The sequence below is a fragment of the Streptococcus sp. oral taxon 058 str. F0407 genome (genome assembly GCF_000235485.1).
Classification (GTDB): Bacteria; Bacillota; Bacilli; order Lactobacillales; family Streptococcaceae; genus Streptococcus.
On the sequence record NZ_JH378893.1, the window covers coordinates 26,769 to 53,169 of the forward strand.

At 42.9% G+C, this 26,401-nt stretch carries 29 protein-coding genes and 1 tRNA gene; 3 read left to right on the plus strand and 27 right to left on the minus strand.

What is annotated here, in order from left to right:
* Positions 1 to 5: 5 nt before the first annotated feature.
* The 4 genes from HMPREF9184_RS09145 to HMPREF9184_RS09160 all read right to left on the minus strand — a co-directional run bounded on the left by HMPREF9184_RS09145 (position 6) and on the right by HMPREF9184_RS09160 (position 5,550).
* Positions 6 to 1,073, minus strand: a complete 1,068-nt coding sequence (locus tag HMPREF9184_RS09145; protein WP_000159696.1) for an ABC transporter ATP-binding protein — start codon at positions 1,071 to 1,073, stop codon at positions 6 to 8.
* 8 nt (positions 1,074 to 1,081) lie between these two features.
* Positions 1,082 to 2,008: an oligopeptide ABC transporter permease OppC gene (gene oppC / locus HMPREF9184_RS09150; protein WP_000103935.1), complete on the minus strand. Its 927-nt coding sequence runs from the start codon at positions 2,006 to 2,008 to the stop codon at positions 1,082 to 1,084.
* Positions 2,008 to 3,504, minus strand: coding sequence for an ABC transporter permease (locus HMPREF9184_RS09155; RefSeq protein ID WP_000759919.1), 1,497 nt, complete (start codon positions 3,502 to 3,504; stop codon positions 2,008 to 2,010). The genes oppC and HMPREF9184_RS09155 overlap by 1 nt, the downstream gene beginning before the upstream one ends.
* 66 nt (positions 3,505 to 3,570) lie before the next feature.
* The gene (locus HMPREF9184_RS09160; protein WP_000749714.1) at positions 3,571 to 5,550 is read right to left on the minus strand and encodes a peptide ABC transporter substrate-binding protein; all 1,980 of its coding nucleotides are present in this window, start codon (positions 5,548 to 5,550) and stop codon (positions 3,571 to 3,573) included.
* A gap of 304 nt (positions 5,551 to 5,854) precedes the next feature.
* Here HMPREF9184_RS09160 and HMPREF9184_RS09165 point away from each other — a divergent pair.
* Positions 5,855 to 5,925, plus strand: a tRNA-Cys gene (locus tag HMPREF9184_RS09165).
* Between the two features lie 138 nt (positions 5,926 to 6,063).
* Here the strand turns inward: HMPREF9184_RS09165 and HMPREF9184_RS09170 are convergent.
* From HMPREF9184_RS09170 to HMPREF9184_RS09215, 11 genes are all read right to left on the minus strand, one after another.
* The gene (locus tag HMPREF9184_RS09170; RefSeq protein ID WP_000390003.1) at positions 6,064 to 7,395 is read right to left on the minus strand and encodes a hemolysin family protein; all 1,332 of its coding nucleotides are present in this window, start codon (positions 7,393 to 7,395) and stop codon (positions 6,064 to 6,066) included.
* Positions 7,396 to 7,534: 139 nt separating this feature from the next.
* Entirely contained in the window at positions 7,535 to 8,359 is an 825-nt protein-coding gene (locus HMPREF9184_RS09175) for a DNA/RNA non-specific endonuclease (protein ID WP_000359010.1), read from the minus strand.
* Between the two features lie 40 nt (positions 8,360 to 8,399).
* Positions 8,400 to 8,606, minus strand: a complete 207-nt coding sequence (locus HMPREF9184_RS09180; protein ID WP_000828204.1) for a DNA-directed RNA polymerase subunit beta — start codon at positions 8,604 to 8,606, stop codon at positions 8,400 to 8,402.
* On the minus strand, positions 8,593 to 9,876 hold the full coding sequence (murA, locus tag HMPREF9184_RS09185) for a UDP-N-acetylglucosamine 1-carboxyvinyltransferase (RefSeq protein WP_000411926.1): 1,284 nt from the start codon (positions 9,874 to 9,876) through the stop codon (positions 8,593 to 8,595). Before murA ends, HMPREF9184_RS09180 begins: the two co-directional genes overlap by 14 nt.
* 22 nt (positions 9,877 to 9,898) lie before the next feature.
* Positions 9,899 to 10,129, minus strand: coding sequence for a DUF1146 family protein (locus HMPREF9184_RS09590; protein ID WP_009444432.1), 231 nt, complete (start codon positions 10,127 to 10,129; stop codon positions 9,899 to 9,901).
* 55 nt (positions 10,130 to 10,184) lie between these two features.
* Entirely contained in the window at positions 10,185 to 11,222 is a 1,038-nt protein-coding gene (locus HMPREF9184_RS09190; protein WP_000730775.1) for a SepM family pheromone-processing serine protease, read from the minus strand.
* A complete protein-coding gene (gene coaD, locus HMPREF9184_RS09195; RefSeq protein WP_001280711.1) occupies positions 11,206 to 11,694 on the minus strand; it encodes a pantetheine-phosphate adenylyltransferase in 489 nt (162 codons plus the stop codon). Before coaD ends, HMPREF9184_RS09190 begins: the two co-directional genes overlap by 17 nt.
* Entirely contained in the window at positions 11,684 to 12,223 is a 540-nt protein-coding gene (gene rsmD / locus HMPREF9184_RS09200) for a 16S rRNA (guanine(966)-N(2))-methyltransferase RsmD (RefSeq protein ID WP_009444433.1), read from the minus strand. The genes coaD and rsmD overlap by 11 nt, the downstream gene beginning before the upstream one ends.
* A gap of 64 nt (positions 12,224 to 12,287) precedes the next feature.
* Positions 12,288 to 13,280: an aspartate--ammonia ligase gene (gene asnA / locus HMPREF9184_RS09205; RefSeq protein ID WP_000747998.1), complete on the minus strand. Its 993-nt coding sequence runs from the start codon at positions 13,278 to 13,280 to the stop codon at positions 12,288 to 12,290.
* A gap of 109 nt (positions 13,281 to 13,389) precedes the next feature.
* Positions 13,390 to 14,073 (minus strand): Bax inhibitor-1/YccA family protein, encoded by a 684-nt coding sequence (locus tag HMPREF9184_RS09210; RefSeq protein WP_001076867.1) that lies wholly within the window; start codon positions 14,071 to 14,073, stop codon positions 13,390 to 13,392.
* A 55-nt stretch (positions 14,074 to 14,128) separates the two neighbouring features.
* A complete protein-coding gene (locus HMPREF9184_RS09215; protein WP_000152684.1) occupies positions 14,129 to 14,869 on the minus strand; it encodes a TrmH family RNA methyltransferase in 741 nt (246 codons plus the stop codon).
* 33 nt (positions 14,870 to 14,902) lie between these two features.
* Here HMPREF9184_RS09215 and HMPREF9184_RS09220 point away from each other — a divergent pair, with 33 nt between their 5' ends.
* Together HMPREF9184_RS09220 and yidC are read left to right on the plus strand one after the other, a co-directional pair.
* Positions 14,903 to 15,181, plus strand: coding sequence for an acylphosphatase (locus HMPREF9184_RS09220; RefSeq protein ID WP_001174610.1), 279 nt, complete (start codon positions 14,903 to 14,905; stop codon positions 15,179 to 15,181).
* Between the two features lie 77 nt (positions 15,182 to 15,258).
* A complete protein-coding gene (yidC, locus tag HMPREF9184_RS09225) occupies positions 15,259 to 16,179 on the plus strand; it encodes a membrane protein insertase YidC (RefSeq protein ID WP_033586151.1) in 921 nt (306 codons plus the stop codon).
* Between the two features lie 73 nt (positions 16,180 to 16,252).
* On the opposite strand, the gene pflA is transcribed toward yidC, so the two are convergent.
* The 12 genes from pflA to HMPREF9184_RS09285 all read right to left on the minus strand — a co-directional run bounded on the left by pflA (position 16,253) and on the right by HMPREF9184_RS09285 (position 26,399).
* Positions 16,253 to 17,047, minus strand: coding sequence for a pyruvate formate-lyase-activating protein (gene pflA, locus HMPREF9184_RS09230; protein ID WP_001288282.1), 795 nt, complete (start codon positions 17,045 to 17,047; stop codon positions 16,253 to 16,255).
* Positions 17,048 to 17,167: 120 nt separating this feature from the next.
* The gene (locus HMPREF9184_RS09235) at positions 17,168 to 18,424 is read right to left on the minus strand and encodes a diaminopimelate decarboxylase (RefSeq protein WP_000856540.1); all 1,257 of its coding nucleotides are present in this window, start codon (positions 18,422 to 18,424) and stop codon (positions 17,168 to 17,170) included.
* 66 nt (positions 18,425 to 18,490) lie between these two features.
* On the minus strand, positions 18,491 to 19,318 hold the full coding sequence (gene purR, locus HMPREF9184_RS09240; protein ID WP_009444434.1) for a pur operon repressor: 828 nt from the start codon (positions 19,316 to 19,318) through the stop codon (positions 18,491 to 18,493).
* Positions 19,319 to 19,423: 105 nt separating this feature from the next.
* On the minus strand, positions 19,424 to 20,365 hold the full coding sequence (locus HMPREF9184_RS09245) for a 3'-5' exoribonuclease YhaM family protein (RefSeq protein ID WP_000703189.1): 942 nt from the start codon (positions 20,363 to 20,365) through the stop codon (positions 19,424 to 19,426).
* On the minus strand, positions 20,355 to 21,611 hold the full coding sequence (gene rmuC / locus HMPREF9184_RS09250; protein ID WP_000404384.1) for a DNA recombination protein RmuC: 1,257 nt from the start codon (positions 21,609 to 21,611) through the stop codon (positions 20,355 to 20,357). The genes HMPREF9184_RS09245 and rmuC overlap by 11 nt, the downstream gene beginning before the upstream one ends.
* Before the next feature lies 1 nt (position 21,612).
* A complete protein-coding gene (locus HMPREF9184_RS09255) occupies positions 21,613 to 22,275 on the minus strand; it encodes a thiamine diphosphokinase (RefSeq protein ID WP_000006139.1) in 663 nt (220 codons plus the stop codon).
* Positions 22,238 to 22,894, minus strand: coding sequence for a ribulose-phosphate 3-epimerase (gene rpe, locus HMPREF9184_RS09260; RefSeq protein ID WP_000085008.1), 657 nt, complete (start codon positions 22,892 to 22,894; stop codon positions 22,238 to 22,240). Before rpe ends, HMPREF9184_RS09255 begins: the two co-directional genes overlap by 38 nt.
* Positions 22,895 to 22,904: 10 nt before the next feature.
* Positions 22,905 to 23,783, minus strand: a complete 879-nt coding sequence (gene rsgA, locus HMPREF9184_RS09265; RefSeq protein WP_001162005.1) for a ribosome small subunit-dependent GTPase A — start codon at positions 23,781 to 23,783, stop codon at positions 22,905 to 22,907.
* Between the two features lies 1 nt (position 23,784).
* Positions 23,785 to 24,657 (minus strand): 16S rRNA (adenine(1518)-N(6)/adenine(1519)-N(6))-dimethyltransferase RsmA, encoded by an 873-nt coding sequence (gene rsmA, locus HMPREF9184_RS09270; RefSeq protein WP_001216861.1) that lies wholly within the window; start codon positions 24,655 to 24,657, stop codon positions 23,785 to 23,787.
* 12 nt (positions 24,658 to 24,669) lie between these two features.
* Entirely contained in the window at positions 24,670 to 24,969 is a 300-nt protein-coding gene (locus tag HMPREF9184_RS09275) for a hypothetical protein (RefSeq protein WP_000702745.1), read from the minus strand.
* Between the two features lie 93 nt (positions 24,970 to 25,062).
* Positions 25,063 to 25,629, minus strand: coding sequence for a ribonuclease M5 (rnmV, locus tag HMPREF9184_RS09280; RefSeq protein ID WP_000659981.1), 567 nt, complete (start codon positions 25,627 to 25,629; stop codon positions 25,063 to 25,065).
* Between the two features lie 2 nt (positions 25,630 to 25,631).
* A complete protein-coding gene (locus HMPREF9184_RS09285) occupies positions 25,632 to 26,399 on the minus strand; it encodes a TatD family hydrolase (RefSeq protein ID WP_232196702.1) in 768 nt (255 codons plus the stop codon).
* Positions 26,400 to 26,401: the final 2 nt, after the last annotated feature.

The window sequence follows — 26,401 nt, forward strand, 5'->3', positions numbered from 1 at the left end:
TCCTCCTAGTCTTCTAGATGAGCAAAGCCCATTTTATCACGAATCTTGTCATGCAAATCTGCAATGACTCCAGGTTTTTCAACTTTAGGAGCATTCTCATGAAGCAACCAAGTCTTAGCCCAGTGGGTATCAGTGACTGAAAACTTAGGTGCCTTCTCTTCAAAATCAATTTGCATCGCATAATCTGAACGAAGGGCAAAAGCATCACCTTTCAACTCAGTATAAAGAGACGGTGGTGTTCCTGGGATAGAGTACAATTCCCCTTTGTCATCAGCGAGCTGAGGCAAGCTAGACAAGAGACTCCAAGTATATGGATGACGTGGATCGTAGAAGACTTCCTCAACAGTACCGTACTCTACAATTTCCCCAGCATACATAACCGCTACCTTATCGGCAATACTTGCTACCACACCAAGGTCATGGGTGATGAAGATAATGGTAAAGTGGTACTCATTTTGCAAGGTTTTAAGCAAATCAATGATTTGCGCTTGAATGGTTACATCAAGGGCCGTAGTCGGCTCGTCACAGATCAAGATATCTGGACGACAGGCAAGGGCAATCGCAATAACGATACGTTGGCGCATCCCTCCAGAATATTGGAAAGGATACTCGTCAAAACGTTTTTCAGCGTCTGGAATTCCGACCTTGTTCATATAGTCGATTGCCATCTCTTTGGCTTCCTTAGCTGTTTTCCCTTGATGTTTAACGATAACTTCTGTGATTTGGCTACCGATTGTATTGATTGGGTCCAAGCTCGTCATTGGATCTTGGAAGATGGTCGCAATTTTAGCACCACGAATCTTCTCCCATTCCTTGTTAGAATTCAAGGCGGTCAAGTCTTGTCCACGATAGTCGATGCTTCCTTGGGCAATACGTCCATTGTCTTCTAACATCCCTGTAAAGGTTTTTGTTAAAACAGATTTACCAGAACCAGACTCACCTACCAAGGCAAGAACTTCTCCTTCAATCAGGTCCAGAGAAACTCCTCGGATAGCCGTCAGAACTTTGTCACGAACGTCAAATTCCACGACAATATCACGAGCAGTCAAAATTACATTATTTTCTTTTGTCATGTCTACTCCTATCTATGTGTACGTGGATCACTAGCGTCCGCTAGGTTTTGACCAACAACGAAAAGAGATAGGGATACCAAGATCAAGGTTGTCAACGGAATCCAGAACAAGTAAGCGTTGGTCGTAACGTTTTGTGAGTAATCTGAGATCAAACGTCCCAAACTTGGCACTGTTACAGGTAATCCCAATCCAAAGAAGGAAAGGAAGGCTTCATAAGAGATGAAGCTTGGCAACATCAAGGTCATTGTAGAAACAATAACAGATACCAATTGTGGCATGATATTTTTAACGATGATTTTAAAGGTTGGTGTTCCAAGTGTTTGTGAAGCGAGGTTGTATTCCAAGTCACGGTAACGCATGATTTGGATACGAATCATATAAGCAATCCCAATCCAAGTTGTCACACTCATGGCAAAAATCAAATTCCAGAAACCAGCACCAATTGAGTAAGTCAAGACAATGACAATCAAGAGAGATGGAATGTTTGAAATAATGTTATAAACTTCCATCATGACGCGGTCAACGGATTTTGAAATCCCCCAAATCCCACCAACAATAACCCCGATCACAAGGTTGATAAAAGTGGCAATGACAGAGATGAGGATAGAGTTACGAGCACCAAACCAAACCCCATCAAACAAGGATTTACCATTACTATCTGTACCAAACCAATGTTCGGCATTGGGCTTGATAAAACGAGCGCTAAAGTCATTCACCTTACTTACATCGTTGAAGTCAAAATCTGAGAACATTGGATAAATAAAGCTCATCAAGATAATGGCAACCAAAATCCCCAACATAATAACTGTTGATTTTTTCTTTAGAAACTGTCTAAATACAGAACCCCAGTATGAATAGGCAGGGGCATCAATTGTTTCAGAGGCAAAATCGTCACGTTTTACGAACTGAAATTTTTCTTTTCCGATTGTTGACATTATTTGCCTCCTTTCTCTGTCAATTTAATACGTGGATCAAGCATGGTCATCCAGATATCTCCTACAAAGAGTGAGAAGATAGAGATACATGTAAAGATAAAGACGAGACCAACTACCATTGAGTTGTTTGATGCCTTAACAGAGTCAATCAACATTTTACCCATACCTGGGAAAGCGAAGACGGTTTCTGTCAATGTTGCACCACCAATAACCCCGATCACGGCACCAGGAATACCTGAAACCAAAGGAACCATTGCATTTTTAAAGATGTGTTTATTTGAAATTTCTTTTTCAGACAAACCTTTGGCACGCGCAAAACGGACGAAGTCTTGAGATTGCAAGTCGATCATGTAACGACGGATCCAGATAGCTGTACTTGGCGCACCCAGCAGACCTAGAATAACTGCTGGTAAGACATAAGAACGCCAATCTCCAGCACCTAAGATAGGGAATGAGTCTGGCAGACCAATGGATGACCCAATCAAACGAACGATGTAAACCAAGGCAATCGTTGGAAGAGCAAGCAAGAAGGTTAGGGCACCTGTAGAGAAGCTATCAATCCAAGTATTCTTGTGGCGAGCCATAGCAGAACCAAGAGGAATAGCGATAGCATAAGAAATAATCAAACCGATCAAACCAGCAACCGCTGAACTTGCAATCATAGATGGGTATTGATAATTGCTTTCTGTAGCTGTATATGGATCGCCCTTCCCATAGTTGGCTACCTCACGCGCATCTGCTTGACTTGGAGATTTGTAGGTACGAGAGTAAATATCTACAGACGAAGTCTTTTTACCCGTAGGGAATTGAACTTCTGATGTCTTAGTTTGTCCTTGACCTTGTGTGATAACTTGAAGCACTGGTGTGTTTGCATAAGTTGGGTAAGAGTCACCCAAGTTAATGTTCACAAAGTTTTGGTGTACAAATGGGAATTGATTGTTGAAATACAAAAGGTATTTATGTTTTGTACCTGAACCAACCAATGACCAACCAATAGCAGGATCATTTTCAAAACGAAGATAACGTTGCAAGTTTGGATTTTCAGGGTCTTGAATCTTGTTTGTATGGTCAATATCAATCAAGTTGGCATAGAATTTGAAAACACGTTCAAAAATTGGAATTTCACGCGTAGCATAGAATTGACCACTCTCAGTGAACTGACCTAGAGTCCAACCATTACCAAGTTGTTGGATATATTTTTCATAGATAGCTTTATTTGTATCATTTGCATCTACTGTAACAGAAGGGTCAATACTACTAGCTTTTTCCTGCAACTCCTTGGTATCGTAGTACTCGATATAGCCCATCCGCTCATAAACGGTATTTTCATAGTTATCCCGTTTATCTGGCGTCGTTGCAATCTTGTTATAGTTGGTATCCTGCTTGAAAATCAGTTTTCGAGGAACCATCGTATAGATAATCGTGTAGGTCAAGGTTGTCACCAAGAAGATAGACACCAATGAACGCAATACACGCATAAAAATATATTTCTTCATATCGTTTCCTTTTAAAATCCCAAAAGAACCTTCTCCTCATGGAGAGAAAGTTCTCTTGAGAGTTATTTATTTAACGTGATTAGCCAATTCTTTTTGAACTTTTTCGTTTGATTCTTTTTTCTCTTTGAGCCATTTCTCACGAGCTTGTTCATAGTCAGCTTTGGTTACTACCTTGTCTTGCAACTGAATATACTTGAAGTATACATCTGAGCCCTTATCTCCAGACTGGCTGTATGATGCTGTGAATGGTACAACACGAGAAATGAATGGCGCTGCACCACTACCTGACATAGCAGGAAGGAAGAGTGAGCTATCTGTCAACCAAGCTTGAGCAGCCGCGTATTTTTCATAACGAACATTCAAATCATTGGTTTCTTTTGCAGCTTCATCAACTAGCTTATCGTATTCTTTCAAACCAACTTGTGCAGCCGCTGCATTTGCTGGATTGTCATAACCCATATAAGTTTTTGTTTGCTCGCTGTTAGTTGTTTTCAAGATATCAAGGTAAGTTGATGGATCTTCATAGTCAGGGTTCCATCCAACTGCTCCTGAGAGATCCCAATCTTCTGCTGCAGCGTTTGCAGCATAGTATGTGATGTTGTTCAACTCATCTTTAGAAATTTGTTGGATGTCGATAACTACATTGCCTTCACCAAGTACTGTTTCAACTGATTGTTTGAAAGATTGAATACGTGCGATATAGTTCTTATTGGTTTGGTCTACTGGGATATCCAAGTGGATAGGGAATTTCACACCCTCTGCTTCCAATGCCGTTTTAGCTTTCGCAAATTCGGCTTTGGCTTTATCGGCGTTGAAGAGTCCATCTTGACCATCAGCAAAGTTTACATTCTTCCATTCATCACCATAAGCAGTCATCTTATCAGTTACCAAGTCACCGAAAGTTTTTTCACCTGCAGAGACAAAGGTAGGTTTCACAAAGAGGTTACGAACGGCAAGGGGAGCACCTTCTTTGCCATTTACTTGAGCTGAGTAAGAAGTACGGTCAAAGGCAAAGTTCAAAGCCTGACGGAAATCCTTGTTAAGAAGAGCTTTCTTAGTAGAAGATTTCTCTTCATCAGTTGTTTTCGCAGTATATTTGTAGCTTTGACGGTCAATATTAACACCTAGACCAAAAATACCAGGTCCTGATGGAGTGTAGAAGATATTTTCCTTGTAGGTTTCTTCTACTTTAGAATAGTTTGAACTTGTTGGGAAGAGACGGGCATAGCTATAGGCTCCACTTGTAAAGTTACGCTCAATTGACTCTTGGTCTGACCCATCATAGAAAGCAAGGGTTACTTTATCAAGATGAACATTGTCTTTATCCCAATATTGTTCATTTTTAGCGAATTCAATAGAAGACTTAGCAGTCAAACCTTTCAGTAAGAATGGACCATTGTAAAGCAAGGATGTAGGGTCAGTTGCTTTGGCAAAGTCGGCCCCTTTTGATTTTTCAAAATCTTCGTTCAATGGCCAGAAGATTGCGTAGGCCATCTTAGAATTCCAGTATGGTTCTGGCTGGTTCAAAGTATACTCAAGAGTATAATCATCAACTGCCTTTACACCTACTGAAGAAAAGTCTTTATTGTTTCCAGCTTTATAGTCAGCTAGACCTTTAACTGAATCTTCTGCTAAATAAAGTGCTTCTGACTTGTTATCAGCTGCGTGTTTCAAGCCATTTACGAAGTCTTTCGCTTTCACTTCAGCATACTCTTCGCCATCTGATGTCGTCCATTTGACACCTTTACGAATCTTGTAGGTATAAGTCAACCCATCTTTTGAGACTGACCAGTCTTCTGCAACTGCAGGAGTCAAATTCCCATATTTATCATTTGTAAAGAGACCATCGATACCATTTGAAGTGGCAATTTTGGTACTTTGTTTCCCTGAAATGAGGTAATCCAATGTTTCTGGGTCAGCTGAATAAACATAACCATAGGATTTTGGAGCTGTTAAATCAGATGATTTTGAAGAACCACAAGCAGCGAGAACGCCAGTTGCCAGCAAAGCAATCCCTGCTGTAACAAATACTCTACTTTTTTTCATGTATGTAACTCCTCTTAAAAAATTTAGGCTTATTGCCAATTATACCATAGATTTCTCAAAAAGTAAACGAATTTTCAGAATATTTAGGCGTGTAACCACAAAAAACTTTCATTTATCAAATTTCTTTATTCTTTGTTTGCTATCTATAGAATCAAAAGGGAAGTTAAGGCTCTATAAAGCCTGATTTTCAGATTTTCTCTCCCCATTTTTCCATCCAATCAGAAAGGGCAATCTTCTAAATTGGATTTTCGATTAAGAAACTATTGACGTAGAATCATTTTCAAGGTATAATATTAAACGTTGAGGCGGTATAGCCAAGTGGTAAGGCACGGCTCTGCAAAAGCTTGATCGTCGGTTCAAATCCGTCTACCGCCTTTCAATACCTGAATTAACAGGAATTAACCGAATGAAAAGTCCGAAAAATCGGGCTTTTTTATTTTTTCTTCGGACAAATAAGGACAACTTTGAAAAAACTTTTGGGGCGAATGAAAAACAGTGACGAAAATCACTGTTTTACTCGGTTTCTTCTTCAGGTTCTAGTTCTGTGATTTGAACTTTTACCTTAGTAACACGCCCATTTTTCACCTTATCATTGGTTAAGATGATTTGCTTGTTTTGGCTGACCAATTCATAACTAATTTTTTCAGTTGTTGGAATCGTACCAACACCCGTCAAATAATAACCAGCGATGGTATCCACATCATCGCTTTCTAGTTCAACACCAAAGTAGTCGTTGAAGTCGTTAAGATTCATGGCTCCCTGTGCAATATAGGTATCCTCACCGATTTGGTGGACTTCGATTTCTGCCCTGTCCGTCTCATCGTCAATCTCTCCAACAATCTCTTCTAGAAGATCTTCCAGAGTTACCAAACCAGCCATCCCACCGTATTCATCTAGCAAGATGGCCATTTGATTTTGGGTATTTCGCAGCTCTTTCAATAGATCATCCACAAAGATGGTCTCAGGCACAAATAGCGGTGTTTGGAGGATTCGTTTCCAAATAATATTTTCAAAACCATCTGTATAGGCGGCGTTTAGTAAACGCTTGGTATGAATCAAACCAATCACATTGTCCTTATCCCCATCGTAAACAGGGATGCGTGAGAAATTTTGCTTTAAAATACTTTGGATAATCGTTTGACTGTCATCTTGAATATCTACCATAAAGGCATCTGTACGAGGCACCATTAGCTCACGAGCCATTAGTTCATCTAAAGAAAAAATCCCCTGCAGCATTTCAATCTCATCTGCATCCAGTGTTTCTTCACTATTGGTGAGCATGTACTCTATTTCATCACGTGTCATCTTTTCATCAGCATCATCAAAGGTCATTGGTGTTAAACGACTCAACAAATTAGTTGAAGCAGATAGCAGCCAGACAAAGGGACTGACAATCTTTCCAAGACCAATAATAATTGGTGCTGTTCGAATCGCCAAAGCATCTTTTAGATTAAGGGCAATACGTTTAGGATAGAGCTCACCAAAAACAATGGAGATATAGGTCAAGAATGCCAAAGAGAGGAAACTTGCAATGGCATAAGCTGTTTCTCCATTCCCCATCCAAGAGGCAATTACTTGTCCAAGTGTATCTGCCAATTTTGCCCCTGACAAGATCGTGATCAAGGTGATACCGACTTGAATGGTTGATAAAAAATGATTAGGGTTTTCAAGTACCTTTAGCAAACGGATATAACGTTTATCGCCTTCTTCTGCTTTTTGCTCTACTCGGGCACGATTTAGTGACACCATAGCCATTTCTGTAGCTGAGAAAAAGGCATTTAAAAAGGTCAATACAATTAAAAGTACAAATTGCAGTAACAAATCCTGACTGCTCGGGTCTTCCATGGTCTTTCTCCTAAAATAGTATCTTGTGTTCCATTATATCATAAATCGGCCTAGGAATCACATTATTTTCTAATTTATACAATCGCTCCCTTATCACTAACGGACAAGGGAGCGATTTTTGTTCTTTTGTAGATTGTTTCTAGTTTGTCACTGTGACTTGACCTGTTCGGTAATCAAGTTGGATACCCTTTTGAACATTGGGGATTAGGACATTAAACTCCAATTCGCCATCTGAAGACTTGGCTTCAATTTGTGAAGCGGATGGAACCAAATCCTCATTTGTAGCATAGTGGAGAGTTACCCGATAACGGACTCTCTTATTCTGGTCCAAGGCTTTCCTGACCAAACTCTCATAGTAGTTCTGCCCTGTCGAATCTTCAGCCTGAGCCTGGTTGGCCCACGCTGTCTGAACTGCGATATTTTTGGGATTGCTGGTAGAAGCATCAAAGCCATCTAATCCACCTATCAAGGCATAACCCAACAAGTGCCCCCTATCTACTGCGTGCGTATAGGTACCCTTTAGATTTTTAACCTGATGCCATCCCGGCGGAGTCCAAGAGGTGGATCCATTTCCAGTCTCTTCACGATTTTTGTACTGACGAGTCGCTTTGGATAAGAGGGCATTAGCAACAGTTGGGACTGTCTCTTTCCCGACTGACTTTGTTTTATTATCCGCATAGGGTTTGCTAGAAACTTTGGCATCTAGATTGGTTTTATTGCTATTTACGACAAAGGCACCTGCCCCATTCCATTCTAGACCACCTTTTATTTGATTCTTGATCGACTCGGTTAAGACACTTTCTGCCAACGCCTGACTGGGAGCTTCTGAAGCTTGTTTTTTCTGACTAACCTTTGTTCTAGGGCTATTTGGTGCTGTCTGCATCTGCTTGATGTAATAGCTCCCAGCGGCCAAGAGTAAGAATATAAGTAATCCTATTAGAGTCTGTCTTGTTTTTTTGTCCATTTTTCTCCTTATTCCTTTAGAAAAAGACTGGTCTCCCAGTCTAATTTCCTGTAAATTTGCTAATCAATTCCTGCCACTTTGCTGGAGACAAGATAGCCCATGGATCCTGTCCCTTTCCAAGGATGCCATAGCCAACCATCAAGCCGATTCCTAAAGCAAGGAATCCCAGCAAGAGTACGATAAAAATCAACAGTAAGCGACGGAGTACATAGCGTATTCTCTTGTTTTTGTTTCTATTCCTCTTCATCCTTAACCTCAATCCGCTGAATCTTCGCTCCTAGCTGAGCTAACTTCTCATGGAAACGGTAGTAACCTCTATCAAGGTGGACTAACTTACCAACAACTGTTTCTCCTTGCGCCACCAAACCTGTCAAAATCAAAGCAGCACTAGCGCGAAGGTCTGTTGATAAAACTTCTGCTCCCTGTAAAGCTTGTCCTCCTACGATACGGGCTGTATCACGGATAATCTCCGAATGCAAGCCCATCCGACGCATTTCCTCCAGATGTTGGAAACGATTCTCAAATACAGTTTCCACCATGGTGGATTCCCCTTTTGCGACTGTCATCAGAGCTGTAAATTGCGCCTGCATATCTGTTGGGAATCCTGGGTGTGGTAAAGTTTTTACATGAACAGCTTTAAGATTTTCCAGTTGAGAACGGACACGAATGCCTTCCGACTCCTCCGTCACCTCAACTCCCATTTCAAGAAGTTTGGCAATCAAGGGGCGATTATGCTCCCAGACTGCATCTCGAACGAGGACATCTCCACCAGTCATGGCTGCCGCAACCATAAAGGTTCCAGCTTCGATACGGTCCTGTACGACACTGTGAGTCGTACCATGGATTTCCTCGACACCAGTCACTGTGATTGTTTCGGTACCAGCTCCCTTGACCTTGGCTCCCATTTCATTAAGAAGGATAGCAAGGTCAACAATTTCGGGCTCACGCGCAGCATTTTCAATGACAGTCACACCGTCAGCTAGAGTTGCTGCCATCATGAGGTTTTGTGTTGCGCCGACGCTAGGGAAGTCCATGTAGATATGAGCGCCATGCAAGCGTTCTGCCTTGGCTTCGATGTAACCAGCTGTCTGGCTAATCTTAGCTCCCATAGCTTCCAAGCCCTTGAGGTGGAGATCGATTGGACGACTTCCAATCGTACAACCACCCGGCATGGATACCTTGGCATGCCCTACACGAGCAAGGATTGGTCCCAAAACAACGATCGATGCCCGCATCTTGCTGACATATTTATAAGGAGCTTCCTCCGTGATATCACCAGTCGCATCGACCTCGACAATATGAGCTTCCTCATCAAAGTCCACCTTGGCATTCAGACCACGAACTACTTGATTCATGGTGAAAACATCTGACAAGATCGGTACATTCTGCAAGACTGTCTTACCCTTGCTTGCTAGAATAGTCGCTGCCAACAAGGGCAAGACGGCATTCTTTGCTCCCTCAATGGTCACACTCCCGACCAGACGATTCTCTCCGCCTTGAACCACAATTTTTTCCATAGTTTTTCCTTTACTTTTGATTTTATAACAGTCCTCTAAGTGCTTCTTGCCACAGTTGGTACAAACTGATAAAGAATGAACTCAAGATATAGCCCATTACAATACTAAAGAAGCCTACCAACAAACGAACTTTTTTTGTGTTAGTAGCAGTTACTTTTAACACCTTTTCCCATCTCACAAGGTCCTTCAAAAGGTAAAAACTCAAATAAATAAAGAGCATATGACTACTTAGAGTGAATAATAATTGAACCATTTGACTATTATACCATCTTATCTGCTTGCGCGCTAGTTTTCGATTTTTCTATGGACTAGGGATTATTTTTAAGGTAATCAATCGCATCCTGCAAGGTTTTAACGGGCACGATTTTCATCTCTGTCTTGATGGTTTTGGCAGCTTCCATGGCTGTTTCATAGTTGCTTTTCGCATTTGGATCTGCTTTTTTCGCTTCCTCGGTGACTGGATTGTCAGGAGCAAAAAAGACGTTCGCTCCCTGACGAGAGGCTGCAACTACTTTTTTGTCAATTCCACCAATGTCGCCAACATTTCCGTCCCTATCAATAGTTCCTGTTCCCGCAACGATACGACCATTACGAAGACCTGGATCTGCTATCTGGGTGTAGATAGCTAGACTAAACATGAGACCTGCACTCGGCCCGCCAATACCAGCTGTGGAGAAACGAATTGGAACATCACTTGTCACTTCCGTACGGTCAATCAAGCCAATCCCAATCCCGTTTTTCCCGTTTTCGAGAGTGATAATTTTACCTTCAGCAGTCTTGACTTTTCCGTCTTCTTCATAGGTTACCTTGACCGGATCTCCTAGTTTTTGAGAGTTGACATAGTCAACCAAGTCCTTGGAACTATCAAAGGTCTTATCATTAACAGCCGTCACGGTATCCGCAATGTTCAGAATACCCTTAAAAGTTGAATTATCCGTCACGGTTAAGACATAAACTCCCAAGTACTTGAGTTCGATATCCTTACCAGCCGTCTTCAAGCCTTGATACTTGGCCATGTTTTGGGATGTTTGCATGTAGAACTGATTAATCCGCATAAACTCTGCATCCGTAGAGCCACCCGTTGTCTCCTGAGCACTTCTAATATCCGTAAATGGTGTTAACCAAGCATAGACAAGATGCGACAGGGTTGCATGCCGAATACCGACTGTTACAAACTGGTAAGCCCCTGCTTCTGTATCTTCTGTTTCATTGACTTTCAAAACGCGACGAATATCTTCCGCTCCACCTGGAACTTCTATGTAGTATGGTAAAGGTACTACAAAGGCTAAAAAAGTCAATACTAGTGCTAGGATGACATATAAGGGCCATCTAGTTTTTTTCTTCATGTTCTAATTCCTCCACAACACTGTTTGGGACATATTGCTGAATCTCCTGACCAAACTTCAGAAGTTCTCTCACGGCCGAAGAGCTAATATAAAGATGCTCCGGGCGACTATATAGATAAATGGTTTCGATTTCTGGAGCCAGTTGATGATTGTAGTAGTCAAAGCTAGACTCGTATTGCAAGTCGTTGGCATTCCGCAAGCCACGGACAAGGGTCTTAGCACCCAGTCTTCTTGCAACATCGACAACTAGTTGGTCATGAGAAGCCAGCACCTCTACATTATCTAAATGCGCCACAGCTTTTTCGACTGCCCGTTTGCGATTTTCAACAGGGAGAAAGCCTTGTTTGTGGGGATTGTAGAAAACCCCGACATAGAGCTTATCAAAGAGTTTGCTGGCACGTTCAATGATATCCAAATGTCCATTTGTCATCGGATCAAATGAACCTGTAAATAATCCAATTTTATCTGACATAGACTGTCACCTTACTAATCCCATATATTTTTTCCTTCCAGATGCCTAAGCAGGCGATTTCTTCTGGGAGTTCTACAGACTTATCGGTTTCGCAGACAACCATGATTTCTTGGGAGAAGAGATTTCTCTCAGCCATTTTTTCGATATCTGCTACGATTTGTTCTTTTGCATAGGGAGGGTCTAAAAAGACCAGATCAAATGTCCCTCCGACTTGCTCTAGAGCTCGGTCAGCTTCCATCTTTAAGAGCTGAAATTTAGAAACTTCCTTGGTCATCTGGATATTTTCAGCAATGACAGCTTGGGCCTTTCGATCCCGTTCCACTAAGACCGCACTGGACATCCCTCTTGACACAGCTTCAATAGACAGACCGCCACTGCCAGCATAGAGATCCAAGACACGACCACCCTCAAAATAGGGACCAATCATGTTAAAGATAGCTCCACGCACCTTATCAGATGTCGGCCTCGTCGTCTTGCCTTCTAGCGTCTTGAGGGGTCGCCCCCCGTAGATTCCTGATACGATTTTCATACCGTTTATTATACCAAATTATAGGCAAAAAGAGAAAGAAAACCGAACCTTGCGGTTCGATTCTCTACAAAATATTTTCGTACGTATCGCGAACTTCTTGCGGCCAAACACTGGTCTGAACCTCTCCGATGTGTTTCTTACGAAGAAGGAACATGGCCATCCGAGACTGTCCAATCCCCCCACCGATTGTCAATGGGAAAAGGCCGTTGAGCAGGGCTTTATGCCATTCCAACTCCAGACGATCTTCGTCTCCTGTAAGAGCCACTTGGCGACGAAGGGTATCCTCATCTACCCGAATCCCCATTGATGAAAGTTCAAAGGCACATCCAAGAGATTCATTCCAAACTAGAATATCCCCATTTAACCCTTTGTAGCCATTTTCAGACTCTGTTGTCCAGTCATCATAGTCAGGTGCGCGGCCGTCATGAGGTTTTCCGTCAGGCAACTCGCCACCAATACCAATCAAGAAGACTGCTCCGAACTCTTTACAGATTGCATTTTCACGCTCTTTTGGTGTCAAGTCTGGGTAGCGTTCTACCAGCTCTTCTGTATGGATAAAGGTGATTTGTTTTGGTAAGATAGATTCGATATCATAGCGAGCTTCTACTGCTAGCTCTGTCAGACGAATAGCCTTGTAAATCTTTTCAACTGTTTCTTTAAGATAAGCGATATTGCGTTGGCCATTTGGAATCACTTTTTCCCAGTCCCACTGGTCTACATAAACAGAGTGGGTCGCATCAAGCGAATCTTCGTCTGGACGAAGGGCCTTCATGTGAACAAACAGACCTTCACCCTCACCGAAACCAAAACGAGCCAAAGTGTGGCGTTTCCATTTGGCAAGTGAGTGAACGACCTCATAGGTTTCATCTGGGATTTGCAAAACCTTCACCGATACTGGATTTTCGACACCTGACAGGTTGTCCTGCATCCCATCGCCGACCTTACTCAAGATAGGCCCCTGAACTTCAACGACTTCTAGTTTATCTTTCAAATACTGGGTAAAGGTATTTTTAACAAAGGAAATCTCTTCTTGCTGATGAATAAAACTTTTCTTCATAAACGGCTCCTCAAAAATTAGTTAAAAGCATTATACACCTATTTTCAAGAAAAGAAAAGAGTAAATAAGAAAAAGTCAGTGCTCTTTGGAACACTGACTCCGTCATTCATTAATCGTTTCGACCAAAGATTCGTAAGATGCTAAGGAAGAGGTTGATAAAGTCTAGGTAGATACTGAGAGCCATTGAGATGACCCATCCTGTCGCTACTTGCCCTCTTGATTGCTCATAAACATAGCGAATCTTTTGGTTGTCCCAAGCAATCAAACCTGAGAAGACCAAGACCATGGCTACGCTAATCATGTAATCAAAGAAGCCACTAGCCAAGAAAATATTCACTACCATGGCAATAATGAGGCCGACAAGCGCAGCCATCAGAGCTCGACCCATTCCACTCAAATCTTTCTTGGTAAAAATCCCGATTGCCGCCATGACAAAGAAGAGAAGAGCGCTGGATACAAAGGCTGACAAGACTGTTCCCGGTGTATAGAAGGCTACGACAAAGCTAAGGGTGAAGCCATTCAGTAGGGAGTATACTAGAAATACTGGTAGAGCTGCTGGGCTGTTTTTGGCAGCCATGCTACTTGCAACAAAGACTAGACCAAGTTCTGCAAAAGTTGCAATCATCAACCAGAGACGGCCATGCATTAAAAAGTAGATCAATTGAGACTGAAAAACTGTCAACATCAAAGCTGACACGAGAGCTGATAGACCAATCCCAAGTCCCACAAAAGCATAAACCTTAGCATAAAATTGATTGAGACCTGAACGTTCTTGAATAATTGTTTGATTCATTCTGATTCTCCTTTTCTCTATAACTATATCTTGATTATAGCAAAGTTTTTATAAATTAGCTGAAATGAAACATCAATATGCCTGCGGCAACTGCCACATTGAGACTCTCCGCCTTACCTTTCATACCAATATGAACCAGCTGATTGGCACTTTCAGCCATGATAGGACTAATCCCTTGCCCTTCATTTCCCATGACTAAAGCAAAGTCTTCTACGGGAGAAAGCTCACGATAATCCTTGGAATCTCTCGATAAGGTCGTTGCCAGAATAGGCAAGTTGCTCTTCTTTGCTGCTTCTATAAAGGTAGCAACAGGCATACGATAGATGGGCAAATGAAAATGGCTTCCTTGCATGGAACGCAAGGTCTTGAGACTATAGATATCCGCTGACTTATCCGAAACAATGACCCCTGTAAAACCCGCCGCGTCTGCAGTCCGAATCATGGTACCTACATTACCAGGATCTTGGACATCTTCTAAAAATAGAAACTTACCCTGACTAAAATCAGGCAGTCCCACTTCTTCTTTTTGAATAACAGCGACAATGCCTTGAGGGGTTTGCGTATCTGCCAAATCCCGCAAAATCTCCTCTGAAACCCAGACAGTTTGAGGAAAAGCAGCTAACTGATCTCGGTAACTTTCCAGAGCAAAGATTTTCTCAATCGTCACCCCAGCTTGAACAGCTTCTTCAAACAAGTGCCAACCTTCAATCAAATAGGCAGACTTTCGATATTTTTTTTGATGCAATTTCTTGGCATTTTTTACCACTGAATTGGCTTTTGAGGTTATAATAGTCATAGAAACATTATAACACAATCAAAGGGGTTTAGTATGCAAAAGGTTAGAATGATTGCCCAAGGCAGGGTGCAGGGTGTTGGTTTTCGTTGGGGTGTTGTTACTCTAGCGCTTGAAATCGGTGGCATCACTGGTCGTGTCTGGAATAATGACGATGGCACAGTGGAAATTCTTGCTCAGGCAGAGTCCTCTGCCACTATGGCAAAATTTATCCAAGAAATCCGAAAAGGTCCAACGCCTTTTTCAAAAGTTACCTATCTGGATGTGCAAATGAGCAACTTTTCATCCTATTCAGACTTCAAAGTCGCAAATTAGGTCTCCAGAACTATTGTATATTTTACAAAAAAACAGTAGAATAGAAAGGTATAATTTTTAAAGAAGGAATGAAAACATTGAAATCTATTAAACGTTTTGCCCTCTCTGCTATGGGAGTGGCTATGCTACTCGTCTTGACAGGCTGTGTTTCTGTTGATAAAACAACTGGACAACCTACAGGATTGATTTGGGATACCATCGGAGCACCTATGGCTGAAGCCATCAAGTACTTTGCCAACGACCAGGGTCTTGGTTTTGGTGTCGCTATTATCATCGTAACCATTATCGTGCGTTTGATTATCTTGCCACTCGGTATCTACCAATCCTGGAAGGCGACGCTTCACTCTGAAAAGATGAACGCCCTCAAACACGTGCTTGAACCGCATCAAACCCGTCTCAAAGAAGCAACAACTCAGGAAGAAAAACTTGAGGCTCAACAAGCTCTCTTTGCTGCTCAGAAGGAACACGGTATCAGCATGCTAGGAGGTGTCGGATGTTTCCCTATCTTGCTCCAAATGCCTTTCTTCTCTGCAATCTACTTTGCTGCCCAACATACTGATGGAGTCGCAGAATCTAGCTTCCTCGGCATCGAACTGGGCTCACCAAGCATGCTCCTCGTAGCCTTTGCCGGTATTCTTTACTACCTCCAATCAATCCTCTCGCTTCATGGCGTAGAAGATGAGATGCAAAGAGAACAACTTAAGAAAATGATCTACATGAGCCCACTCATGATTGTGATCTTCTCACTCTTCTCACCAGCCAGCGTGACGCTATACTGGGTTGTCGGTGGTTTCATGATGATTCTTCAACAGTTCATCGTTAACTATGTCGTTCGTCCAAAACTTCGTCAAAAAGTACGTGAAGAATACAAAAAGAACCCTCCGAAAGTCAGTCCTTCTGCAGGTGCAAGAAAAGACGTGACTCCTAAGCAGCCTCAGGCTATCACAAGCAATAAGAAAAAGAAAAACCGCAACTCTGGCAAACAACGATCTAGATAAGACTCCAAAGGCTTAGCTGAAAGGCTAAGTCTTTTTGCATCACAAAAGCCCGATGTCTCCATCAGGCTTCTTTTTATCTATGAACACGTTTCATGTAGTCTTGGTAGCTTTCTGTATCCATGAGTTCCTTGGCATTCTTAACACGATCTGCTGTTGGAGGTTTGACCCCTTCGAGCGAATAGGGAATACCAAGTTCACGCCACTTGAATTCTCCCATAGTGTGATAAGGTAGGATTTCAAACTTGTCAACATTTTTGAGGGTCTTGACAAACTTACCGAGTTCAATCAAGTCCTCATCTCTGTCCGTCAATCCTGGGACCAGCACGTGGCGAATCCAAACAGGCTTCCCAATATCTGATAGGTATCGGGCACAGGCCAAGATGTTCTTATTAGTTTGACTGGTTACAATCTTATGCTGTTCTTCGTTAATTTCCTTGATATCCAAGAGAACCAAGTCTGTCACAGCCATGAGTTTATTAAACTTTTCGAGATAACGTGGCTTGTTACGGAATGGAAGGGCACAGGTGTCCAAGGTACAGTGAATTCCTTTTTCCTTAGCCTTAGTAAAGAGGGCAATCAAGAAATCAATCTGTAAGAGGGCTTCTCCTCCACTAACAGTGATTCCTCCCTTGTCTCCCCAGAAACCACGGTAGCGAAGGGCTTCTGTCAAGACATCGTCTACTGTCCGTTCGCGTGATTTATTGGTTTCCATAGCCCATGTGTCGGGGTTATGACAGTACTGGCAACGCATGTGACAACCCTGCAAAAAGACAATAAAACGAATCCCAGGGCCATCTACCGCCCCAAAACTCTCTGTCGAATGCACCATTCCTGTCACTTGTCCATAGTCAATTGTTTCTTCAGACATATCGTCACCTTCCTTGAAACCGTTTTATAGTTTTATTATATCATGAGTAAGATGAAAAACAAGGTTTTTTGTCTATTTTTTAGAAAGCAATCTGTTTTTCACTTTCATTTTCATACCCTTTTAGTGATCCGGTTCAAAATCAAAACCATACAAGGTTGCGAAATAGTCCTCAGGACGCTCTGCACGGCGGATTTGGCGAGCATTTCCTTCTTCGGTATAGAGGATTTCTGCCGAGCGTAGTTTGGCATTGTACTGGTAACCCATGGAGAATCCATGTGCACCTGTATCATGAATCACCAGCAAATCACCGATTTCTGTATGAGGTAATTCGCGATTAACAGCAAATTTATCATTGTTTTCACAGAGCGATCCAACCACATCTACGACCTCCACTGGTCCGTCTGGATGAGTGAGATTGGTGATATGGTGATAGGCTCCATACATGGCTGGGCGCATGAGATTGACTGCTGAGGCATCCACACCCAGATAGGTACGGTAGGTTTTCTTTTTATGGGTGACTTTGGTGACGAGAACCCCGTGAGGTGCCAACATAAAACGGCCTAATTCGGTGAAAATCTTGACCTGACCAAGCCCCGCAGGCGTAAGGACTTCTTCATAAACCTTACGCACACCCTCACCAATCACAGCAATATCATTTGGCTTCTGGTCTGGGCGATAGTTGACTCCGATCCCACCTGAAAGATTAATAAAGTCTAGTGAAATGCCCAATTTTTCTTTGATTTCCACAGCTAATTCAAAGAGCTGACGGGCCAACTCTGGGTAGTAGAGATGGGTCACGGTATTAGATGCTAGGAAAGAATGAATCCCAAAAGTCTTGGCTCCTTTTTCCTTCAAAACAGCAAAGGCTTCAAAGAGTTGATCCTTGGTCATACCAAACTTGGCCTCCCCAGGATTGTCCATGATGTCTGTTCCTAATTCAAAGACTCCGCCTGGATTGTAACGACAGGAAATGATTTCTGGGATACCTGCAGCTCGCTCCAGATGTTCAATGTCTTCAAAGGCATCCAAGTTAATGGTCGCCCCCAATTCTCTCGCATAAGCGTACTCTTGGTCTGGCGTGTTGTTTGATGAGAACATGATCTCAGAACCGGGGAAATCCAGTTTGTGGCTCATCAAGAGCTCTACATAACTAGAACAGTCCACACCACAACCTTCCTCTTTGAGGATTTTCAAGATGGCTGGGGTTGGAGTAGCCTTAACTGCAAAATATTCTTTAAATCCCTTGTTCCAAGAAAAGGCCTTGTTTACTGCTCGCGCTTTCTCGCGAATTCCCTTCTCATCATATAAGTGAAAAGGAGTCGGAAACTCTGCAACAATCGTTTCTAAATCTTCTCGGCTGATAAATGGTGTTTTCATACGCATCCTTCTATTCTGTTTGCAAAGAAAGGCTGGGACAATCGTTCCAACCTTTAGTTCTATCTTTTATTTGTCTTCGTCAAAGATATTTCCAATCTCGACATTGATGGATTGGTTCTTAACATCAATATTGGTTACTTTCAAGAGTGACTTGTAATCGAATTGCTTTTCACGTTCTTCTTGGGCATTGTCTGCAAAGACTGCGACACCAGCTAGTTCTGAATCAAACTCACGCAAGAGACTGATCATCCCATTGACAGTTCCTCCGCCTTTCAAGAAATCATCCACGATCAAGACACGGCTTCCTGCCTTGAGGCTGCGTTTTGAAAGGAACATTTTCTCAATGCGATCACCACTGGAACCTGATACATAGTTGACACTGACAGTTGAACCTTCGGTAATTTTCAAATCACGACGCACAATGACAAATGGAACGTTGAGGACATTGGCAACCGCATTTGCGAGGGGAACACCCTTTGTTGCTACTGTCATAACGGCATCGATTTTTTGGTCCATAAAGCTCTTGGCAATGATGCGCCCAATATTTTTCAAAATGGCAGGTGTACTGAGCAAATCAGATAGGTAGATGTAGCCACCTGGCAAGATACGGTCGCTTTCTGAAAGCTTATCACGCAAGTCTGCAATCATTTCTTTGGATTCATGGCTAGAGATGGATGGTGTAAAGATAACGCCACCACCTGCTCCAGTCACTGTCTGGATATGACCGATTTCAATTTCCTCAAAGGCACGCTTGATAATCACGATATCCTCTGAGATGGATGATTTAGCAGATTCATACTTTTCCGCAAAGGTATTGAGACTGGTTAGTTTGTATGGATTATTAATCAAATAGTTGGAAATGACAACCATCCGATCACTTCTTCTTAATTTCATTTCTATTTACCATTCCATTTAATTTTGATATTTTATCCATTATACCACATTCACATAAAAAAACGAACATTCTTATCCTAAAAAATGCTCGTTTTTCTTAAATTATTAATCTAAATCTGGTTTATAGAAGGAACGATTGTCCATAGCGAAGATTTTGTTGGTCATCTCCCCTTTGTCCACCAAAGCCAGAGCTGTTGTCATCATCATCATGCTGGCGTCTAGATTGTCAATCATATGAATAATCTCTGCCTCCATAATGCGTGGACGGACTGGGCTTCCATACTCCAGTAAGCCATGGTGACTGAGGATGACATGGCGCAGTAGCACCACTTCTTCTCTAGTATCATCGATGCCCAGTTCCATAACTGTCTTGGTAATTTCACTATCGATGAGGGCGATATGGCCGATGAGATTGCCTCGAACTGTGTACTCCGTCTGATCGGGACCACTGAGTTCTAAAACCTTGGCCAAGTCGTGCAGCATAATCCCAGCATAGAGGATGCTCTTGTTGAGCTGAGGATAGATGTCACTAATGGCATCTGCCAAGCGTACCATGGTTGCTGTATGATAGGCCAAACCCGTTTCAAAGGCATGGTGGTTGGTCTTGGCAGCTGGATAGGAGTAGAATTCCTTATCATACTTGGTGTAGAGACTACGAACGATACGCTGCCAGACAGGATTTTCAATCTTGAAAATCATTTGCGACATGTAGTCACGGATTTCCTTGACATCAACCGGTGACTTGACCTTGAAATCAGCTGGATTGTTGGGTTCGCCAGGCTGAGGCAAGCGGAGAGTAATTTGATTGACTTGAGGAGTATTATTGTAAACTTCTCGGCGTCCTTTCATGTGGACAACCTTACCTGCGGTAAAGGCCTCAATGTTATGAGGCTGGGCATCCCAGAGTTTTCCTTCAATCTCGCCACTATCATCTTGGAAGGTAAAGGCTAGGTAGTTTTTCCCAGCTCGTGTCTGTCTCAGGTCAGCTGATTTGATTAGGTAAAAGCCTTCAAACAGCTCATCTTTTTTCATGTGACTAATCTTCATATTCTTCCTCATCTTCTTGGAAATGGAGTAAATCAAGCGCAGGCTCACCTTCTGATAACTCAATGTGACGGAGCGTTCGCTCAATAGCTGTGGTGCGACGGTTTAATAATTCATCAATATTGCCAGAGGCGTGTTGGAGATGTTTTTGCGCTTTGACCAAAATTCCCCCGAACTTGCCAAACTCGGTCTTAACGCTAGCAAGAGTCTTGCTGATATGGTCGGCACTCTTTTGGATATTGAGGGTTTTGAAGCCAACTGATAGGGAGTTGAGCAGAGCTGACAGAGTACTTGGACCTGCGACAATAATCTGTTCCTCCCGTCTCAAATCATCAAAGAAGACAGGATTGCGGACGATTTCTGAGTAAAGTCCCTCTGTCGGAACAAACAAGACTCCAAAATTGGTCGTCCGAGGTGGCGCCAGATACTTGCTCTTGATATCCTTGGCGAAACGCTTAACACTTGCTAGGAGAGATTTACGACAACGCTCAATCTCATCCTTGTCACCTGCTTCATAGGCTTCTTCTAAGCGGTAATAATCTGCCAGTGGAAACTTGGAGTCAATCGGCAGGTAGACATATTCCTGATTACCTTGCCCAGGTAACTTGATGGCATACTCCACTCGTTCACTGGAGTTTTCAACCGTTGCGTATTCTCGTTCGTACTGGGCAGGCGTCATGATGTCTTCAATAATTTGCCCCAGTTGCAATTCTCCCAGAATTCCTCGCGTTTTGGTTCCTGAGAGAACCTTGTTGAGGGCTCCGACATCACGGGCAACTGTCTGCATTTCTCCAAGACCTCGATTGACAGACTCCAGTTGCTTGGAAACTGTCTCGAAGGAAGCCTGCAAGCGCGTCTGCAAGGTCTTTTCCAACTTTTCCTCGACTGTTTGGCGCATTTGTTCTAGACGTTGCTCATTTGATTCTTGCAGGGCTTGGAGACGTTGGTCGGTCTTGTCCCTAGTTTGCAAAAGATTATCTGTCATTTCTTGACGGACTTGCGTCAGGCCTTGGTGCAACTCCATTCGCACTTCCTGCAAACGGTCGCTGACAGCCACTTCCAAATCTTTTTGATCCAGCTGGCCGGCTTGTCTGGCTTGTTCAAAGCGGTAATCCAGTTGATCTGAAAGATTGTCTGCCTGATCCTCCAAACTCTTGGCTAGATATTTATCTTGCTTATCCTGTCTTTGCCAAATGAGAAAGAGCCAAAGAAGATTAGCAACTAATAAAATAACAAGTAAAATCTCCATCCTATCTCCTGTCCTTGCTATGCAGTACGACTACATAGCCATCTGGGCAAGTCACCAAAACTTCCCTATCTATATATTCGTTAGAAGCGTACACTTTTTTAAAGAAAAAATTCTCCTCTGTCAACTCATACTTGGCACCGAGAATGGTCAACCTGCTATCACGAACTGGCATAAAGGCTAGATAGTTATAGTCTGAACGGGGTTCTAGCTGACTAGTCCCTTCTGGACAATAGCCAATTACATTTTGTCCATCCTCAATCTCTATCTGGCGCATATAGGGCGCTAACTTGGGATTGCTTGGAAGAAAGACATTGGCTAGCATGTGGTCGATGCGACCACCAAGAGCACCAAAAATAGTAACCTGAGCTTGAGGATTTTGCTCAAAGATGGTTAAGAGAGCCAATTCCAGATCTGTATCATCTTTTTCTGGCTGGGCTTGGACAAAGCGTAGAACACGTTTTTGAATCAACTGACGCTCTTCTGCAGTGACCGAATCAAAATCTCCAACTGCTAGAGCGAGAGGCAGGTCTTCTTCCAAGACCCAGAGAGATCCTCGATCCACACCGACAAAGCAGTCAAAATCCGTCCGATAATGACTACGGTCTCCACCTGCAAAAACAGCAACCCTAGTCCAGTTGTTTTCGGAGAGTTTGTACTCGCTCATTGACATCTCCCTTAAAGACATAAGACCCTGCTACAAAAACGGTCGCTCCAGCTTCTTTGGCTTGAGCAATAGTTTGATCATCAATCCCGCCATCTACTTCGATCTCAAAGTTCAAACCTTTTCCCTCACGAAGGGCAACCAACTCATGAATCTTATCCATAGTTTCAGGTAGAAAGGCTTGCCCCCCGAAGCCAGGGTTAACCGTCATCACTAAAACTTGGTCAACTAGATGAAGCACGTGTTTGATAGCTTCAACAGGTGTACCAGGATTGATAACAACTGAAGGTTTGACGCCTAGAGAACGAATCTTTTGGAGGGCACCATGGATATGAGGTGTTGCCTCTACGTGAATGCTGATGATGTCTGCACCTGCCCGCGCAAAATCCTCTAAATGGTGCTCAGGATTAGCTACCATCAAGTGGCAGTCAAAGACCATCTTGCTGTGGGGGCGAAGGCTTTCGACCACACCTGCACCAAAACTGATTTGCGGTACAAAATGACCATCCATGATATCGATATGAGCATATTCTGCTCCAGTTGCTTCTAGGCGTTTGATTTCACGTTCAAAGTTAGCATAATCTGCTGCTAGAATTGACGGAGCAATCTTGTATTGAGACATAGGTTTCTCCTTATTTTGGAATTTTTTTGCTGACTTTTTTGTAGGTTTCTCTGCGATTTTCAATTTCGCTAAGGAACTGCAAATAGTTATCAAAACGGAAGTTGGCAATAATGCCTTCCTCAACTGCTGGCTTGACTGCACAAGACGGCTCATGGGTATGGGTACAGGTACGGAATTTACAGTCTCGACTGACAGTGGCAATCTCTGGAAAGGCCTGATTGAGGTCTTCTGCTGTTGACACTTCATAATCCAGAGATGAAAATCCTGGCGTGTCTGCGATTTTACCACCATTGAGATTGTAAAAACTAACAGCTCGAGTGGTATGGCGCCCGCGACCTAGACTATCAGAGATTTCTCCTGTTTCAAGATTGAGGTCAGGTGCAATTTTGTTGAGAAGGGTTGACTTACCAACACCTGTCTGCCCCATAAAGACCGTAACCTTATCTCTCAAAAGAGGGAGAAGTTCTTCCTTACTAGTCACAAAGTCGTAACCAATAGCACGATAAATTTGTTGGTAAAAATCCAGTTCTTCCCTATCTTCTAGCAAATCCATTTTAGAAATATAGACGACGGGATGGATGCCCTTGTGCTCCAAAAGAACCAAGAAGCGATCCAGCAAATTGCTATTAAAGTCAGGTTCTTTAACTGACATAATGACAACGGCTTGGTCAATATTGACAATAGGCGGACGGACCAGGCTATTTTTCCGTTCGTGAATCTTGAGAATATAACCTTCTGAATTTTCCTCGGCAGAAAAATCGACCCAGTCCCCAACATAGGGTGTATGACCTTTTTTACGGAAATTTCCACGCGCCCGTGTCTGATAAACCTGGCCCTCACTCTCCACATAGTAGAAGCCCGCCAAGGCTTTAATAATTTGTCCCTGCATCTTAGAGTCCTTGCCCTTTAAGTGCATCTGCTAGGCTAGCAAATTCTGACAAGCTTAGTGCTTCTCCACGTACACTTGGTGACAAACCTGCTTGATCCAAAGCCTTGGTCAGCTTATCCTTGACTTCATCAGTTTTCCCAAAGTAGCCTGTCAAGTTGTTCCATAAGGTCTTGCGACGATGAGTGAAGCTAGCCTTGGAAACCTTAAAGAAGAAGTTCTCATCTTTCACTGCTACGACTGGATTTGGGCGGCGCACCATTTTCAAGATGGCTGAGTCCACGTTTGGGGCTGGCACAAAGACCGTACGAGGCACGATAAAGGCAACCTTAGCTGTCATGTAATACTGCACAGCGATAGACAAACTACCGTAAGCCTTGGTATTTGGCTGTGCTGAGATGCGATCCGCCACTTCTTTTTGCATCATGACCACAAACTCACTAAAAGGAATGCCACTCTCGATCAAGTGCATGAGAATAGGCGTCGTGATGTAGTAAGGTAAGTTGGCTACTACCTTGATTGGCAGATCAGGATTTTTGAAATTCTGGATATGCTGCGCCAAATCGACCTTGAGAATGTCCTCGTTGACTACTGTTACATTATCAAAATCACGCAAGGTATCAGCTAGGATTGGCACCAAACGGTGGTCGATCTCAAATGCCATGACTTGAGCTGCACGCTCAGCCAAAAATTCTGTCAAGGCACCAATCCCTGGCCCGATTTCGATGACATTAACCTGGTCATCAATCTCAGCCGTATCCACGATTTTTTGAAGGATATTGGTATCCGTCAGGAAATTTTGCCCGAAGGACTTTTTAAAGGTAAAACCGTGACGCTCCAGCACTGCCTTGGTCACGCTATAATCTGCAATTCTCATCTAATCTCTTTTCTAGTGTAAACGACGTTTTATTATCCAAACAAACTCATTGTCTCCTGAACTCTGATGAATGAGCTCTGTTAAAGAAACATTTGGATTCGTCAATTCTTTTGTTTCTGTATGATAACTTGTTACTGTCTGCCCACCATATCGTAGAAGCCATTCTGTATCTAAACTAGGTAAATATCTGTCCTTTTGAAGGAAACTACAGAATTCCTCTACCGTCATATCTTCTGATACTTCCAATTCTACCATATGTGGTAAAACATCATCTCCCATACAGATAGACTCTCTATCAACTCGGATTTTCATTTCGCTCTTTCCTTGTAAGTTTCTACTTGAACGCTATCAAAATAAATCTACGTACCTCTATTGTAACACATTCCCTTTATATTTTTGAGCTATCTAGCTATTATCATAACTTTCCATAACCTCTTCCACTTCTGCCAAGGTCACACCAAACAACTCTAAGCGTTTGAGGAGTTGCTTGCCGTTGGAATAACCGATACGGAGCTGTTCTCCCAGATATTCTCTGCGTTTTCGGCTATCCGCTCCCACTAGGAAACCAAGACGAATCAAGTCGCTACGGCTAATATCAAACTCGTTCTCGTTTTCAAATTGCTCTGTCACCTGAGCCAGTGCTGTTTTCAGGTCCTCATAGCTAGCATGTTCGATTCCCAGAGAACGGCCCTTAGTCTTGGACTTGGGAACCGCTTCATCACGTTTGAGAAAGGCATGCTGCACTGTCGGAATGACCGTCATAATCATGCGACGAATGCGTTCGCCATTAAAATCAGGATCTGTAAAGACAATGACTCCATGCAGTTCATGCAGGCGTTGGATCCGCTCTATGTCCTGATCATTGATAGCCGATCCTCGTGTCTCATAGGTCTCTACGTCAAAGTAACGTTTGAGATTGGCCGTATCATCCCGTCCTTCGACTACGATGACTTGGGAAATTTTTTCTTTCATGATTAACTTTCCAATCCAAAAATTCGCTCTGCATTTGCAGTCGTTGCTGCTGCTAACTCCTCGGTCGTCATCCCACGCAAGTCGGCGATAAAGTCCACGACATAGCGGGTGTAGGCTGTCTTGTTTTCACGACCGCGCTTGGGAACAGGTGCCAAGTAAGGGGCATCTGTTTCTACCAAAATCTTGTCCAAAGGAAGTTCTCTGGCAGCTTCTTGGATATCCGTTGCTTTCTTAAAGGTCACCACTCCTGAGAAGGAAATAGTCATACCAAGCTCGACAAACTTTTCTGCCCACTCTAGAGAGCCTGAAAATGAATGCATGATGCCACCACGAGGACCAACGCCCTCGCTCTTGATGATCTCATAGGTATCTTCCAATGCATCACGAGTATGGACCACAAAAGGCAACTCTAAGTCCTTAGACAGCTGGATCTGACGACGAAAAACCTGCTCCTGCACTTCCTTAGGTGCTGTCATCCAATGGTAGTCCAGACCAATCTCACCCAGAGCAACAACTTTGGGATGTTTTAACTTTTCAAGCAAGTAAGCTTCGACCTCGTCAGTGTAAGTTCCTGCTTCAGTCGGATGCCAGCCAATAGTCGCGTAGAGTTGCTCATACTCATCTGCCAACTCTAGGGCACGTTCAATAGTTGGCTTGTCAAAACCAACAATATTCATCCGAGTCACACCCATCTCAGCTGCCAAAGCAAGTTCCTCCTCCTCACGTCCTGAAAATTCTTCTACATTTAAATGTGTGTGTGTATCAAAAATAT